General features: G+C 71.0%; 10 protein-coding genes and 5 pseudogenes. 9 read left to right on the forward strand and 6 right to left on the reverse strand.

All coding sequences use genetic code 11. The features are described 5' to 3' along the window. Together tap and tpg are read left to right on the forward strand one after the other, a co-directional pair. The coding region (gene tap, locus DEP02_RS13665; RefSeq protein ID WP_112467602.1) for a telomere-associated protein Tap at positions 1–1,743 on the forward strand (1,743 nt) is incomplete at its 5' end. Positions 1,744–1,848: 105 nt separating this feature from the next. Then, positions 1,849–2,406 (forward strand): telomere-protecting terminal protein Tpg, encoded by a 558-nt coding sequence (gene tpg / locus DEP02_RS13670; protein WP_112467603.1) that lies wholly within the window; start codon positions 1,849–1,851, stop codon positions 2,404–2,406. On the opposite strand, the gene DEP02_RS13675 is transcribed toward tpg, so the two are convergent. Continuing rightward, positions 2,400–3,053, reverse strand: a complete 654-nt coding sequence (locus DEP02_RS13675; RefSeq protein WP_232839095.1) for an IS5 family transposase — start codon at positions 3,051–3,053, stop codon at positions 2,400–2,402. The two genes, tpg and DEP02_RS13675, sit on opposite strands and share 7 nt — an antisense overlap. Positions 3,054–3,498: 445 nt before the next feature. On the opposite strand from DEP02_RS13675, the gene DEP02_RS13680 reads away from it, so the two are divergent. The 3 genes and pseudogenes from DEP02_RS13680 to DEP02_RS34665 all read left to right on the forward strand — a co-directional run. After that, the gene (locus DEP02_RS13680; protein WP_232839092.1) at positions 3,499–3,978 is read left to right on the forward strand and encodes a sortase; all 480 of its coding nucleotides are present in this window, start codon (positions 3,499–3,501) and stop codon (positions 3,976–3,978) included. A gap of 220 nt (positions 3,979–4,198) precedes the next feature. Next, positions 4,199–4,777, forward strand: a complete 579-nt coding sequence (locus DEP02_RS13685; protein WP_112467606.1) for a class F sortase — start codon at positions 4,199–4,201, stop codon at positions 4,775–4,777. A gap of 36 nt (positions 4,778–4,813) precedes the next feature. After that, positions 4,814–4,936: pseudogene (locus DEP02_RS34665) on the forward strand (transcriptional regulator); the annotation flags it as partial. 37 nt (positions 4,937–4,973) lie between these two features. Here DEP02_RS34665 and DEP02_RS13695 read toward each other — a convergent pair. Both DEP02_RS13695 and DEP02_RS13700 read right to left on the reverse strand, forming a co-directional pair. After that, positions 4,974–5,699, reverse strand: a pseudogene (locus tag DEP02_RS13695) (hypothetical protein); the annotation flags it as partial. Between the two features lie 258 nt (positions 5,700–5,957). Further along, positions 5,958–6,917: a DUF5996 family protein gene (locus DEP02_RS13700; RefSeq protein WP_112467610.1), complete on the reverse strand. Its 960-nt coding sequence runs from the start codon at positions 6,915–6,917 to the stop codon at positions 5,958–5,960. A 611-nt stretch (positions 6,918–7,528) separates the two neighbouring features. Here DEP02_RS13700 and DEP02_RS13705 point away from each other — a divergent pair. After that, on the forward strand, positions 7,529–8,707 hold the full coding sequence (locus DEP02_RS13705; protein WP_232839093.1) for an acyltransferase family protein: 1,179 nt from the start codon (positions 7,529–7,531) through the stop codon (positions 8,705–8,707). A 537-nt stretch (positions 8,708–9,244) separates the two neighbouring features. Here DEP02_RS13705 and DEP02_RS35840 read toward each other — a convergent pair. Together DEP02_RS35840 and DEP02_RS13710 are read right to left on the reverse strand one after the other, a co-directional pair. After that, positions 9,245–9,391 (reverse strand): hypothetical protein, encoded by a 147-nt coding sequence (locus tag DEP02_RS35840; RefSeq protein ID WP_157977439.1) that lies wholly within the window; start codon positions 9,389–9,391, stop codon positions 9,245–9,247. Between the two features lie 257 nt (positions 9,392–9,648). After that, the gene (locus DEP02_RS13710; protein ID WP_112467608.1) at positions 9,649–10,542 is read right to left on the reverse strand and encodes a Rieske (2Fe-2S) protein; all 894 of its coding nucleotides are present in this window, start codon (positions 10,540–10,542) and stop codon (positions 9,649–9,651) included. A gap of 185 nt (positions 10,543–10,727) precedes the next feature. Here DEP02_RS13710 and DEP02_RS33990 point away from each other — a divergent pair. Together DEP02_RS33990 and DEP02_RS33995 are read left to right on the forward strand one after the other, a co-directional pair. After that, a pseudogene (locus tag DEP02_RS33990) lies at positions 10,728–11,472 on the forward strand (IS110 family transposase); the annotation flags it as partial. Beyond that, a pseudogene (locus tag DEP02_RS33995) lies at positions 11,446–11,898 on the forward strand (SDR family NAD(P)-dependent oxidoreductase); the annotation flags it as partial. The pseudogenes DEP02_RS33990 and DEP02_RS33995, both read left to right, overlap by 27 nt. Before the next feature lie 380 nt (positions 11,899–12,278). Here DEP02_RS33995 and DEP02_RS13720 read toward each other — a convergent pair. Then, positions 12,279–13,478, reverse strand: a complete 1,200-nt coding sequence (locus DEP02_RS13720; RefSeq protein WP_112467609.1) for a PP2C family protein-serine/threonine phosphatase — start codon at positions 13,476–13,478, stop codon at positions 12,279–12,281. Positions 13,479–13,654: 176 nt separating this feature from the next. On the opposite strand from DEP02_RS13720, the pseudogene DEP02_RS13725 reads away from it, so the two are divergent. Continuing rightward, a pseudogene (locus DEP02_RS13725) lies at positions 13,655–13,873 on the forward strand (IS5 family transposase); the annotation flags it as partial. Between the last annotated feature and the right edge of the window lie 161 nt (positions 13,874–14,034).

Raw genomic sequence — 14,034 nt, forward strand, 5'->3', positions numbered from 1 at the left:
CGGAGCGTCCGGCCCCCCCGCGGCCCGGCCGCGTCGTCGCGCCGCCCGGCCGCGAAGAAGGCCGCCAAGCCCGCCGTGGACCCGCGCTTCCCGCACGGCCCGCTCGCCGTGCTGGACGGCGACGGCTTTGCGTACGGCGTCGACGGCATCGTGCTCGACTGCCCGGCCACCACCATTCCGGAGCTGGTGGAGTGGACGCTGCGCGAGTCCGGTCTCGGTGCGCCGCGCCTGCACCGCTACGGCAAGGACAGCGACTCGCTGATCGTGCTCACCGCGTCGGCCGCCGTGAAGCTCGGGCTGCCGGAACGCCTGGAGGGCCACGAGCAGCGCCGCTTGCTGCGCCTGCTTGACGACCACCCGGTCGTCAAGCAGATCGGACGCGCGAAGTGGCAGCTCACGCGGCGCGGGTTCGGCCCATGGGCACGGATCTACCGCAAGGCTCAAGGGACCCAGCGGCAGTGCGTGCAGCTTGCGATCCTGTCCTGGGGTGCCCTCGATGAGCGGTCCTGGCCCGGCGCCGCACGGATGGAACCGGCCGGCATCGCCCGCGTCCTCGGCGTCTACGCCCAGTGCGTCATCACCCCACGCGGCTCGACGGCCGTCTCCGGGCTGGAGCTGATGACCGCGCTGCGCCCACCCACGAAGGCCGTGCAGGATCCCACGACCGGCAACTGGGTCTCCGGCCGCAACCCCGGCTCGCTGGGGACCGGGCCGATGGACCCGGCACCACCGGAGGCCACCCCCGAGCACCCCGTGGTCGTCCACTCCGGATGGACCGGCGGCTTCCTCGATGAGGAGGCGTACCAGTGGGTGCGGCCGGTGGACCTGCTCACCGATGAGGAGTGCCATCTGCCGTACGCGGTCGGCCTGGACCTGAACACGGCGTTCCTCGCCGCCGCGGCCCGCCTGGTCGTCGGCCTGTCGGAGCCCGAGCACTTCGTGAACCCGCCGTTCAACCCCAAGGTGCCCGGTTCCTGGCTGGTCGACCTGAGCCATGTCGAGCTGGACCCGCGACTGCCGTCGCCGTTCACGCCGGCCGGGGAGCGCCCGACGGGTCCGGCGTGGTACCAGACGCACACCGTCGCCTATGCCCAGGAGCTCGGCTGCAACGTCGCTCCGGTCGAGGCGTACCTGCGCCGCGAGACCGGCGCGTACCTGGACCCGTGGCACGACCGGCTCAAGACCGCCTACGTCGACACTCTCGCCGACCTCGGAGTCACCCGGGACCTGGACGACCGCGCGTTCCTCGCGGCGATGGAACGGCACAGAGACGTCGACCCGGCCCTGGCCGCCGCCCTGGCCGCCATCAAGGCCACGGTCAAGGGCGGCGTGGGCAAGCTGCGCGAGCGCCCGCAGGGCAGGCACTACCAGGACGGCGACCGGTGGCCGGCCCTGGAGCGCCCGACCTGGCGCCCGGACATCCGGGCCGCGGTCATCAGCAAGGCGCGGGTCAACATGCACCGCAAGCTGCTGAACATGTCCCGGATGACGGGCCTGTACCCGCTCGCCGTGCTGTCCGACTGCGTCGTCTACCCGAGCTCCGGCCCCTCGCCGCTGGACTTCCTGCCCTACAGCACCTCCGGCAAGCCGCAGCCCGGTGGCTTCCGCCTCGGGCCCAGCCCGGGCCTGGCGAAGCTGGAGGGCGTCCAGGAGATGCTCTGGGCGGTCGACCTGATGGAGAAGGGCCTCAACCCGGCCCGCCACATCAGGGGCGGCGACGCCGTCCTTGACGAAGGCGAGTAGGCCGCGGCCACCGACACCGGCGCGTCCTGCGCGAGACGCGCGGGAACTGGTTCCAGCTGGTCGGCGCCGACGGCCAAAACCCCGTCCCCGAAGGGAACTGACGCTGTGGGAGAGATCGAGGACGCCATCGAGCGCGCCGACCAGGAGGCGTTCACCCGCCGGCCGCCCAAGACGCTGAAGGGCCAGATCGGCTTCCTGCTCAAGCAGATGAAGTCCGCGAAGGCCGTCGCGCAGGAACTCGGCATCACTGCCGACTCCGTCAACCGCTACCGGCGCGGTGCCCGGAAGAATCCCCCGAAGGACATCCGGCAGAAGATCGACGCCGCCGTACGGGTCCGCTGGCAGCCCCAGGTCCGCAAGCGCCGCCGGAAGCAGGCCGCCACCACGGGCGGGGTCACGGTGGAGACCCGGGCCCGCTTCGGCTACACCGCGCCGATCGGCACGACCGACGACGGCCGGTTCCGCCGCCTCACCGCGCACCTCCCCCCGGAGTACGCCCGCCGCCTGTTCGACGCCCGGGACGCCGGGGCCGGCGACCAGCAGATGCGCCGGATCATCGCCGAAGGGTTCAAGGAAGTCTATTTCCAGGACGGCGGAGGCCGCGCCAGGGGACTGTCGGACGTGGCCATCAACGACATCGATTACCTGGACCTGGACTACTGAACAGGAACCCGTTGAGGGCTGCTCAACGAGGCCGGATCCACCGACATCACCACCGACGTGCTGCCCGCCACCACCGACGGGCCGCGCAGCGCCGACACGCTGCTGGTGAGCGCGTACTGAGCGTTCCAGGGTCCGTCTTCAAACGGAGCTTGCCCACGAAGGGACGATGCGAGTGCGACCGCCGCTTCGTAAGAGGTGGCGGTCTTCTCGTATCTGGTGGCGATGCCGCGAAAGCCCTTGGGCTGGTTGAAGCGGCGTTCGATGGTGTTGCGTCGACGGCAGGTCTCCCGGTCGAACACTGGTGGCCGGCCGCCGCGCCTCCCGCGATGGTGGCGGTGCCGCTGCTGATCCGTCTTCTCAGGGATCGTGTGTGCGATCCCGCGGCGCCGCAGGTATCCGCGGAATCCGCGAGAGCTGCAAGCCTTGTACGCGATCACACAGCCGGGTCGGTGGCGTGGCCGGCCACGGCCGGCGCGCGGAACGCGAATCCGTTCCAACAGAGGCCGTGCGCAGGCGCTGTCGTGACGCCGGCCCGGTGTCACGAGGATGGCGAGGGGGCGGCCCTTGCCGTCGCAGGCGAGGTGGGTTTTGGTGGTCAGCCCTCCACAGGATCGGCCGAGGAGGTGATCGTACGCTTCGGCCTCCATCAGGAAGAGCAAGGCGGCCGGAGCACCGACAGGTCGCAGGAGGGGTCCGAAGGTCGGGCACGGTCCGGGCCCCTCGTCTGCATGCGCGTCCGCAGGGGGTGACGTCAGCACGTGTGCCGTGCACGACGCCCGGCCCGCAGGAAGGTCACGCCGCCCCCGGCGCGGCTGCCTGAGGCAGACCGCACCGTGCAAGACCGCCCGGTCGGCTTTCACCGCTATGGGGGACGGGGTGGTGGGTGATGGGTATTGATGATCTTCGCATCGGTGACCTGCGTAAGCGATCAAGAGGGCACGCCGCGGCACCTGACTGGATGACACATGTGGCGTTTCGTCAGGTTGCGGAACTGTCGCACTGTCGGTTGCCTCGTGAGCAGAACACAGGAGAAGCGCCGCGCAGACAGGCCGGACACTGTTCCGTTGGAGGATTCGTATGCGTTACACACACATGGGTGCAAGTATCGGCCTGGCTCTCGGTGCCCTCGGACTGCAGATCCCAGCCGCTGCCGCCGCTGATGACTCAGATGTCCGTATCGACTCGTGGAATGCCTACCCGGGTTCCACGGTCACGGTCAGTACGAGGGCCTGCGACCCTGACGCGGACTACGGCAAGGGCTGGTCGGAGGTGGGAGGAGAGTTCCATCTCTTCGGAGGCGACCAGGAGGGGGTACTCACCGGCCAGTTCCAGATCCCGGAAGGAACCAGGCCGGGCAGCAGCGACACAGTCACCCTGAAGTGTCCGCCACGGACCAAGGTCACGGAAACGTACCGGGTCACCGGCCGCCTTCCGAGCGGCTCGGTCAGCGCCGGCTTCGGACCGGCCGAAGACACAGGTATGGGGCTCGCCCTGGGCGGTGGGCTGCTCGTCACGGCCGCCGCCGGGGGAGTGGTCTGGATGTGCCGCCGCCCGAACGACAACCGGACCTGACCGTCCGACCCTGCCGGTCGGCCCCGTCCGCTTCGGCCTGTAACCGGCCCTCGGAACGGAATGGATCCGGTGGCCGCGAGGCCCGCCCACCGGGAGGCCCACACCACCCGCTACCACGCACCCGCCGTGAAGCAAAGGCTCGACCGCGATGGCACCCAGACACCACACCAGCGCTTCCCGAGGTCCGTTCATCCCCGCAGTGCTCCTTCTGGCCTGCGCAATGACGGCAGGTGCGGTGCTGCTGATCAGCGGGGCGCACGACGAGGGGCCACCGCAGCCATCGGCGGCCCAGGCCTTCTCGACCCCTGCAGACCCCACCCGCCCCACGGTCCATCTGCTGCCCCCCGCGGATCCGGTCCGGCTCCGGATCGCCGCCATCGGCGTGAACGCCCCGATGACACGAGTGGGCCTCGATGCGGCAGGGGCGCTCCGGACTCCACCACATGACAAACCCGGCTTCGCCGGCTGGTACGGCGACGGCACGGCTCCCGGCTCGGCAGGGACCGCCATCGCCACCGGGCATGTGGACACACCCACCGGCGACCCCGGTGTCTTCTACAATCTCGGCGCCCTGACCGAGGGCGCCACCATCGAGATCAGCCGGGCGGACCGGCGGACAGCGGTGTTCGCCGTCCGCGCCGTCGAGCTTTACGACAGGAAGAAGTTCCCCAGCAAGAAGGTCTACGGCAGTTCCGGCCGGCCCGAACTCCGGTTGATCACCTGCGGTGGCGGCTACACCAAGCGCACCGGCTACCTGAGCAACGTCGTGGTCTACGCGACGCTGACCGCGGTGACGTAGCCGGCCGAACGGGCGCTGACCGCTGGACGCGGACGCCGACTGCTGCGCAGGCACAACGTCGCCCGCCGTCTACTCGGATGTCTTCACCGCGGCGGTCGCGGAACCCGTGTCGAACTCCATCCACTCAACCAGTCCGGGGTCGACCGTCCCCGTTCGAAGACGGACCCTGGCACCCGGCCGGCTCTGCATGGCGGGTTCCCGCCTCGGTGAGCGTGCCGAGCGGTGCGCTCAGCACGGACTCGACCACCTGGCGGATCGTGGACGGTACGACTGCTCCGGCAGGCAGGCCGGTCTCCCGGCTCTCCTCCTCGGTCACCGCGCCCAGGAGCGGGGCGACAGCGGTGATGCCCGTCTCCTGAGGGAGTACGGCGAGCCGACGCAGCATCAGCTGGGCCAGGGCGTGGTGGGAAGGAAGCGCCGCCTGCTCAGCCTGGCGCCGACGCAGGGCTGTGTGCGCAACGGAGCCGGGCAGACCGCGCCGCCGCACCATGGACTCCACCACATGCCGCAGCAGACCGAGCCGGCGCGCGTCCAGCGGCCGTCCGGCGACGGTCTCCTCCAGCGCGCCGCGCAGAATACCCGGATTCTCCTTGGGGTTGCGATGCTTGGTGCAGCGGGTGTGTTCCGCGGCGAGCAGCCGGTAGCGGGCGAGCAGGACCTCGCCGTGCGCCAGCCAGTCGGCATCCGGGACGAGTTCGAGGACCCGCCCGTCCCGCACCGTCCGCAGCCAGTGGACGAGCAGCTCGTCGCCGAACGGCTGCCATACGGCGAGCGCCTCGCGCTGAGTCTCGACAGCCGCGTTGGACCGCCGCCGTGTCAGGGTGTCGACAGCCTCGGAGACGGTGCACCGGTGGACGGCCGCAGTGGCGTCCGGCGCAGGCCCGTCCGCCGGGCGGGGCAGGAACCGCAGCCGGTCGGCGAAGGCCGCCGGTCAGGCCGGCGTGCGGGTGCCGTGCGGCCGACCGGGTCCTGCTCTTGGGGTATGTCCGGCTACACACCGGTGGTGAGTGTGCCCGCGACCGGCAGTTGCCCGGCGCGGCTCCAGTTCGCCGAACGGCCTCCCTTGTCGCGTGGGCCAGACGGCGGGGCTGCTCGAGGGCGAGTTGGCGCGCACCGACATCTGAACGGGGAGGTGGCCGCGGGGGCACTCCGGCATGCGGTGCGCGGCTGCTGCAGGGCCTCAGCCGGAAGAGGGGCGGGGCTTGTGGAGCCGCAGTTGCGGGTCCGTCACCCCGCCCGGGCATGCCAGTGCATCGATCTGCCATCCGGCGCGCAGGGCACCGGCCCGGTAGGCGCTTTCGTAGAAGACGAGCACGGCAGCACGCGGGTCGGCCTCGGTGCGGACCTCCTCGTACGGCAGTATGGCCAAGTGGCTGTTGTTCCGGGCGGTCCAGTGTGCCGCCGTGGGCTGGAGCGGCTCCTCGGCCAGGTGTGCCGGCTCCGGAGCGGTGTAGGAGTAGAACGCGGGCTCGGGGAAGGTGTCGTCGCCGAACCAGAAGCCGAAGCTGATCACCTCCCGGGAGTACGCCTCCCGGGTGACCGGGTCGATCTGCTCGGGCTGATCGATGTGACGATCGGAGAACCGGGTGTGCGCGATGTCGAAGGTGTGCCAGAAGTGGTGCACCGGGCTCACCTTCCCCGAATACCCTGCGGCGAATTCCTCCAGTACTGACGCCACCTGGCTGAGGACCCGCCAGTAGCGGTTGGCCTGCGCGGGGTCGTAGGCCGCGTGCTCGGTGTCCTCGGCGAACGGCCGGCCGGAGTCGGGCAGATCGAAGGGCCTGGGCACGTCGAGCCGCACCCGGATGCCCAGCGCGGCCAGCGAGCCCATGACCGCGTCGTGGAAGGACGCCACGGAGTGGCCGATGAGCGGGACGGAGATCTCCCGGCCGTCCAGGGTCGAAACGACCAGCTGATGCGCGACGAAATCGAAGTCCACCGTGAAGATCGGGTTGCCGTCGACCTGTCCCATCGGGCGGGTGGTGATGCCGCGCCCCGTGAGGTGGAACGGAACGTTCCACCAGTGGTTGCGCCGGGTGCTGGCGGCGAGACGGACCTTCCCGACGATCTGCGCGAAACGATGGAGCGTCTCTTTGGTGTCGCGCCACTCGGCGAGCGGGATCGGCGGGAACAGCTCCATGGTCATCACCCTTCCCCTTGCGTCCGACGCTTCTGACGGCCGGGCCGGGGCCCGGATGACCATGATGACCACGGCGGACAAGGCGTGGCATCTCGTGAATCAGGCAGGCGTGTCAACCCGCGTGACCGGGACCGCCCCAGCCCCGGCCGACCTCGCGCGATGCGCCGGCGAGCCCTGGGCCCGGCCGGACCGCGACGCCTCACCCGGCCACCACGACCAACTGATGTCCACGTGTCGCCGGGCCGGCACCGCCCTGACCCCGCCCCGACGGGCGCGGCGGCGCGTGGAACCACCACAATCGGTCCCCGCGCGTCCGCCGAGCCGCACATCCACCGGCGCCCGTCCGGGCGGGGCAGGACCCGGTTGGAGAAGGTGCGCGGGCCGGCTCTCATCCGAATGGCCCCCGCGTCTTCCGGTTGACAGTGGGTACGGGCGGCTTGTGGGCCAGGACGGTGCCGTCACCCGCCTGAAGCGGAAGCAACACGAGTTCGACAACGGTGCGATCCGCCGCCGGGCATGTGGCCGATGCGCCAAGGCCGGGCCCCGCCGGCGAACGATCGACGTGGAACGGAAGACGCATGACCCGGATGGATCGCGGGGTATCGGCCGACGTGACCACAGGACCGCGCAACGAGGGGGAGGCCGCGCGGGCAGTGGCGCTGTTGCCGCTGACGACGCCCACGGGCCGGACGGCGGCGACCGGGGCGGGCGCCCGGAAGGAGCGGCTCGCCGCATTGGACGGGCTGCGGTTCCTGGCGGCGCTGTCGGTGGTGCTCTTCCACTTCATCGGCCAGACCCCGGGGGCGATGGAGTCCATCTGGGGCCGCCCTTACGAGAGCACCTTCCCGGACCTGCACCGCTACTTCGCCTTCGGACGGCTCGGTGTCGACCTGTTCTTCCTGATCAGCGGCTTTGTCATCTGCATGAGCGCGTGGGGGCGCACCCCGCGCGACTTCTTCGTCTCGCGCGTCACCCGCCTGTACCCGATGTACTGGATCGCGATCGTGGTATCGGCGTGTGTCGTCTACTGCGTCGACAGCCCGTTCGGGCGCCCCCACCCGCGGATACTCCTCGCGAACTTGACGATGCTGCAGACCCCGCTGGGTGTGGCCAACCTGGACCCGGTCTACTGGACGCTCTGGCCGGAGCTCTGCTTCTACCTCACGTTCGCGGCCGTGGTGTGGAAAGGCCTCAGCTACCGACGGGTAGTGTTCTTCTGCGGGTGGTGGACGGTCGCCGCGGTGCTCGCGCCGGCCGCCCGCATCCCGTTGCTCACCCTCGTGGCGAACCCCACGTCCGCGCCGTACTTCATCGCGGGCATGGCCTTCTACCTCATGTACCGGTACCGGCCGACACCGCTGCTGTGGGGCATCGTCGCCATGTCCTGGCTGCTGGCCCTGCACTTCCTCCTGGCACCCACCGGCGGCCGCAACAACTGGGACACCTGGTCACCGTGGCGCGGCTGGCTGGTCCTGGTGGTCACCGGGTTCTTCCTGCTGATCGCTGCCATCGCGCTCGGCTGGACCCGTCGGATCCGCTGGCGGGGGCTGACCGTCGCGGGCACGATGACCTTTCCGCTCTACCTGCTGCACGACACGATCGGAATGACGATCGCGTACCACTACGGCGACCTGCTCCACCCGCTGCTCCTGGTCGGCATCACGGTCAGCGGCCTTGTCGTCCTGTCGTATCTCGCGCATCGATTCGTCGAACGCCCGATCGCGTTGACCATGCGGCGCCTGCTGAACACCGCCACGTTCGGCCGGCAGCCACCGACGCCGTACCCTTGACGGACGGCAGACACGGACCAGGGCAGTGGGGCGGCGTCGTGCTGACGCGGACTTGCGACGGCAACGTCCCGCCCCTCGGCGAACTCGGCATCGCCTGTGTTGCTCCGTTCCTGATCGCGCACTACGTCACCGCCCACGGCCACCGTCCGCCAGAGACGGATCACAGCGACGGCGACCGGGCGAACGAGCCGGAGCCGGGTGTGGATGGTGATGACGAGCCAGGTCCACTGGTCCCCGGTCTGGGGAGTGCGGAAGAGGGAGGTCGAAGAACAAGGCCAGAGCCTGTTTCCGAACTCCTGCAGCCGGCGGGGTGCCCGGCGATCGGCGATCACGTGGTGCATGGAGCCGGGACGGCCGCGATCGGCGGGCGAGAGCCCGACAGCATCCACCCTTTGAGGGACCCGACGCGGGAACCGTCGATCGCGCAGTCGTCCCTCTCCAGCAATCCCAACATCATCCGTGGTCCGGTCAGGAGTGCCGCGTGTGGGCGGGGCCGGACGCCTGCCCCGGTCCAGTCCCGCAGCCGACGCCGGCTGGTCACGCCGGAACGGTCCACGATCCGGGCGCCGGGACATCGCGCCAGGCCACGCCCTTGAGCAGGACGTGGACAATGCCGGACAACGCGATCCGGTCCGGCACCCGCAGCAGCCGGTGAACGAGGCCGAGGCGCCGCTGGGCGCCCACCCCCGGGTGACCACGAGGTCGAGACCGCCTGAGAAGCCGACCGAGACGTGCCACGAGGCGGGTGTCGTCCGGCAATCGGACGACACACCATGTCCGTGTGGGCTGCATATGCCTTTTCGGCTGTTCCGGGATCGCCGGCTCGGCGATCTCCCACAAGCCGTCCGGCACGGTCCAGTCCCACGCTCCCCGCCCCGTACCCGGCCAACGCCCGCCTCATCGCGAAGGACGTGGTTCAAGCAGCCCCCGGCCTGACGGGGTCATCCGGCGTTACGCGGTTTCGTCCCCAGGTGCCGCAGCCGCGCCTCAACGGCGCCGTCGACGATCCGCGCGTCAAAGGCGGGCTGCGGCGCGGTCGCCGGTCCTCGCACGTTCCACCCGTCGGCCAGCCGGAAGGCGCTGCCGTGCCAGGGGCAGCGGACGCAGCCGTCGATGATCTCACCCTCCGACAGGGGCCCCGCCATGTGGCTGCACCGATCGGCCAGGACACGCACCACGTTCCCGTTTTCGTGCACGACCATGACGGGCACCTCGTCCACGTGTCGGCGTACCACCTGCCCGACCGGGAAGTCGGCCACGTTTCCCAGGCGGTGCCAGCCGGGGGTCACCACGTGGGGGACGTACTCGGCGTGATTGGCGCCGGATGCCTGCCGGTAGGCCATGTGCCCGCCCAGCGCACCACCGAGCCCGGTGACGCTCAGCCCGGCGAGGCCAAGGGCTTTCCCGGCTCTCTCCCGGCCGCGGGAGCGGGCAACGAGAGATCCGGCGAACAGTGATATCGCAGCACCGTTGGCCAGGGCGTGGACGAGACCGACCCGCCGCTGCTGGCGATGCAGTTCGGCCCAGTCCACCCAGCCGGCCACCGCCGCGGGAACGGCAGTGGCCAGCCCGATGCCGATGAGCGCGCGCGGCCCCCGCCGGACTCCGGGCAGCAGGTCCAGGACGGTCGCGGACAGCCACGAACCGATGGGAACCTGCACCAGCAGGGGATGCACGGGGTGACCGAGCCAGCGCCCGTGCAGGGCGTCCCGCCCCGCCCCCAGCGGCACGGACCGCACCTTCTGCTGGACGGCGTCGATCACCCGGTCGGCGCCGGTCCACCGCTCCAGGCGATCCAGCGCCGACAGGACAGGTCCAGGGCCTCGATGCGTCATCCGGTCCTCCCGGGGCCTTGCGTTGAATGAGAGGCGAGTAGCCCCGCCCGCCGGACCGGAAACGCAGGGCGCGGTGTTTCGCCCCGGGGCACACTCCGGCGCGTGGCCGGTCCGTCCGAGGAGTGGGGCTGCCGTTTGCGGGCGTGTGGTCAGGTCTTGCGGCACGGCGAGCAGGCAGCGGCCGCGGGCCGGCCATGCGGCGGATCGCCGACCTCTACCCCGGCGAGGCCAAGACCGACGCTCGCGTCATCGCCGACGCCGCCCACACCATGCGCCACACCCTGCGCGCCCTCGATCTCGCCGACGAGACCGCCGCCCGGCTCACCGTCCCGACCGGCTTCGACGAGGACCTCACCGGCGAGGCCACCCGCGCCTCCGACCGCCTGCGCGGCCTTCGCACCCAGTTCCACCCCTCCCTGGAGAGGGTCCTGGGCCCGCGCCTGGACCACCCCGCCGTCCCCCATCCGCTGGAGCGCTTCGGCTCCCCGCAGGCCCTGCGCAAGGCCGGCCGCCGCCCACTGGTCAGCCTGATCCGCCCAAGGCCCCGCGCATGGCCGAGCGCCTGGCGGGCGACATCTTCGACGCCCTCGACGAGCAGACCGTCGTCGTGCCCGGGACCGGCACCCTCGACGTCGTGCCGTCGCCGGCCCGCTCGCTGGGAGCCGTCCACGAACAGCGCCGGGCCCTGGAGGCCCAGATCAACGCCCTGCTGCAGGCCCACCCCCTTGCCAAGGTCCTGGCCTCGATGCCCGGAGTCGGCGTCAGGACCGCCGCCCTCCTCCTGGTCACCGTGGGCGACGGCACCTCGTTCCCCAGCGCCGCCCACCTGGCCTGCTACGCCGGCCCCGCCCCGGCCACCACGTCCTCCGGACCGGAAACCGGCAGCGCAAACGCGCCATGTTCCTCTCCGCCGTCCGGCTCATCCGCGCCTGCCTGCCCGGCACGGAGGAACGGGGCTGGGGGCGCGTCCTCAACCTCGCCAGCGACTCGGCCGTGGTCACCCCCGCCGAAATGATCCACTACGGCATGACGAAGACCGCGCTGCTCGCCGTCAGCCGCGGGTTCGCCAAGGACGCGGCCGGCACCGGCGTCACCGTCAACTCCGTCATCGCCGGACCGACCCGCACCGGCGGCGTCGAGGGATTCGTCCGCGAACTCGTCGGCGACGAGCTGTCCTGGGACGAGGCGCAGCACGAGTTCATGGTCAAGTACCGTCCCCAGTCCCTGCTGCAGCGCCTCATCGAGCCCGAGGAGATCGCCAACATGGTCGTCTACCTCGCCTCGCCGCACGCCTCCGCCACCACCGGCGGCGCCGTGCGCGTCGACGGCGGCTACGTCGACTCCATTCTGCCCTGAGCCCGGCGTCGACCACGGCGTCCCGCCTCACCCCCGGCCATCGAGCCGGCCGGTCGCTTCGCGCGCACATGCTGAGCTGATCACGCCGGCATCGCAGACGCCAGGCCGTCGTCCGCCTGATGACAGCCGGCCAAAGCAGCCATGTGCTGGGAAAGCTGCGACCTTCTGATTCCTGAGGCGAACTCCAGCAGCGAGTCCACGGAGGGCAGGCTGGCTGAGGAGGGGTGAGGCGGGGCGCCGGGCCGGTACGCCGTCGACCCCGCCGGAGTTGGGCCGCTCGCCGTACTGCCGCCGTCACACACGCGCGAATGTGAGCAGACCGCACGGCCGCCGTGGGATGCGGGGGAGCGGCTGCTGCCGCGATGTGGTCGGCTCCCTGGTCACCGGTCGGCTCCGGCGTGGGCGTGGCGGCCGCGGGTTCGGGGGCCGTGCCAGTCCAGGCACATGACGGTGGCGTCGTCGGCCAGATGCCCGCCGCAGGCGTCGGTGACCGTGACGGTCAGGTTGCGGACGACCTCGCGGGGGTGCTCGTCGGCGGTGTCGCGGATCAGGGCGGGCAGGTCGACGGACTCGGCTTGGCGTTCTTGCAGGCCGTCGGTGTAGAGCACGAGGCGGTCATCGGGGCGCAGGTCGAGGTCCTGCACGCGGTAGAGCGTAGGCGCGGGGACGCCGAAGGGCAGGTTGACCTCCAGGCGCACTTCCTCGACCGTGCTCTCGCGCAGGCGCAGGGGCCAGGGGTGGCCGGCGTTGACGAGCTGGGCGCCGCTGCCGTCGAGGGCGATGCGCAGGAGCTGGCCGGTGGCGAAGGTCTGGCGGCCGTGGTCGATGAGGGCCTGGTGGATCCGGCGGGCTTGCTCGGCCAGGCCGGTTCCGGCGCGGCGGGCGCCGCGGGAGGCGTTGATCAGGAGGGTGGCCATGAGGGCGGCGTCGACGTCGTGGCCCATGGCGTCGGTGATGGACAGGTGCAGGGTGTCGTGGTCGAGGGTGTAGTCGTAGGTGTCGCCGGCGATGCTGTCGGCGGGGATCAGGGCGCCGGCGAGGGTGAACTCGGCTGCTTCGCACGAGGGAGCGGAGGGCAGGAGCTGGCGCTGGATCTCGGCGGCCAGGCTGACCGGGGTGGTGCGCTGGCCCCAGTGGTAGAGATCGGTGAAGCGGCGGTCGGTGACGACGATGTAGGCCAGCGCGTGCGCGACCTCCTCGACCTGCTCCAGCACGTCCTGCGTGATGTCGGGGAGGAACAGTTCCAGTACGCCGATGGTGTCGCCGCGGTTGGTGACCGGGGCGATCACCCACCGCCCCTGCTCGCCGTCCGGGGCCTGCACCAGCTTCTGGGAGCGCAGGACCTCGTCGTGGACGCTGCCGGGCAGGTCGATCTGGTCGGCGCGGTGACCCTCCTGCGTAGCCGCTTCCTCGCTGACCCGCACCATCTTCTGGCCAACGATGTCGACGAACAGGAACGACACGTACCGCGCGCCGAATCGGTCGCGCAGATTGCGCGCCACCACATCGAGAGACGCCACCGGCGCGGCGTCCTCCGCCGCGGTGAGCACCTCAGCCAGACCGATCCGCTCATGCGCCATCGTCGCCTCCCAGCGTCTTCCTCCACGTGCCCCGATATGACTACGGACACCGCCCTCACCCGATCCCGCGCCGGCTTCGCTTTGAGGACAGGCGGAAAACCTTCGGTGAGTTGATCGAGCCGGTCCCGGCGGTCTGGCGCTTGAGCGCCGCCGCCGGGCCCTGGACCTCGGGTGGCCGCATCACCCAGGTCGCCGCCACCCACCCCACCCTCCGCAAGGCACGGGTGGACGGCGGCTACCGCAAGCACCTCATCGAGCACGCCACCGCCCTCGGTGTCGATCTGGAAATTATCGCTCGCACCCCTGGGACCAGGGACTTCACCCGGATCCCGAAACGTTGGACGGTCGAGCGGACCCACGGCTGGCTCATGCTCCACCGCCGCCTCGCCAGCGAGGACACCATCTCCTGACGCGACCCCGCAAAGTCGCACCAACCAGAGATTCCCGGATGAAACAACGGGAGAGAAAGACCTCTCGGCCGGGGGCGACGCGGTGGATCGCCAGCGCGTCCAGGCGCCGCATCTTCGCGTCGGAGGGCGCGCACACCAGGTGCCCG

The organism is Streptomyces triticisoli, assembly GCF_003270085.1.
In the GTDB taxonomy this organism is placed as follows: Bacteria; Actinomycetota; Actinomycetes; order Streptomycetales; family Streptomycetaceae; genus Streptomyces; species Streptomyces triticisoli.

Excerpts from the sequence above, each read along its gene's own strand:
- DEP02_RS13675 (WP_232839095.1), bottom strand. The coding sequence starts at position 3,053 with ATGGAGGCCGAAGCGTACGATCACCTCCTCGGCCGATCCTGTGGAGGG.
- DEP02_RS13680 (WP_232839092.1), top strand. The coding sequence starts at position 3,499 with ATGGGTGCAAGTATCGGCCTGGCTCTCGGTGCCCTCGGACTGCAGATC.
- DEP02_RS13685 (WP_112467606.1), top strand. The coding sequence starts at position 4,199 with ATGACGGCAGGTGCGGTGCTGCTGATCAGCGGGGCGCACGACGAGGGG.
- DEP02_RS13700 (WP_112467610.1), bottom strand. The coding sequence starts at position 6,917 with ATGGAGCTGTTCCCGCCGATCCCGCTCGCCGAGTGGCGCGACACCAAA.
- DEP02_RS13710 (WP_112467608.1), bottom strand. The coding sequence starts at position 10,542 with ATGACGCATCGAGGCCCTGGACCTGTCCTGTCGGCGCTGGATCGCCTG.
- DEP02_RS13720 (WP_112467609.1), bottom strand. The coding sequence starts at position 13,478 with ATGGCGCATGAGCGGATCGGTCTGGCTGAGGTGCTCACCGCGGCGGAG.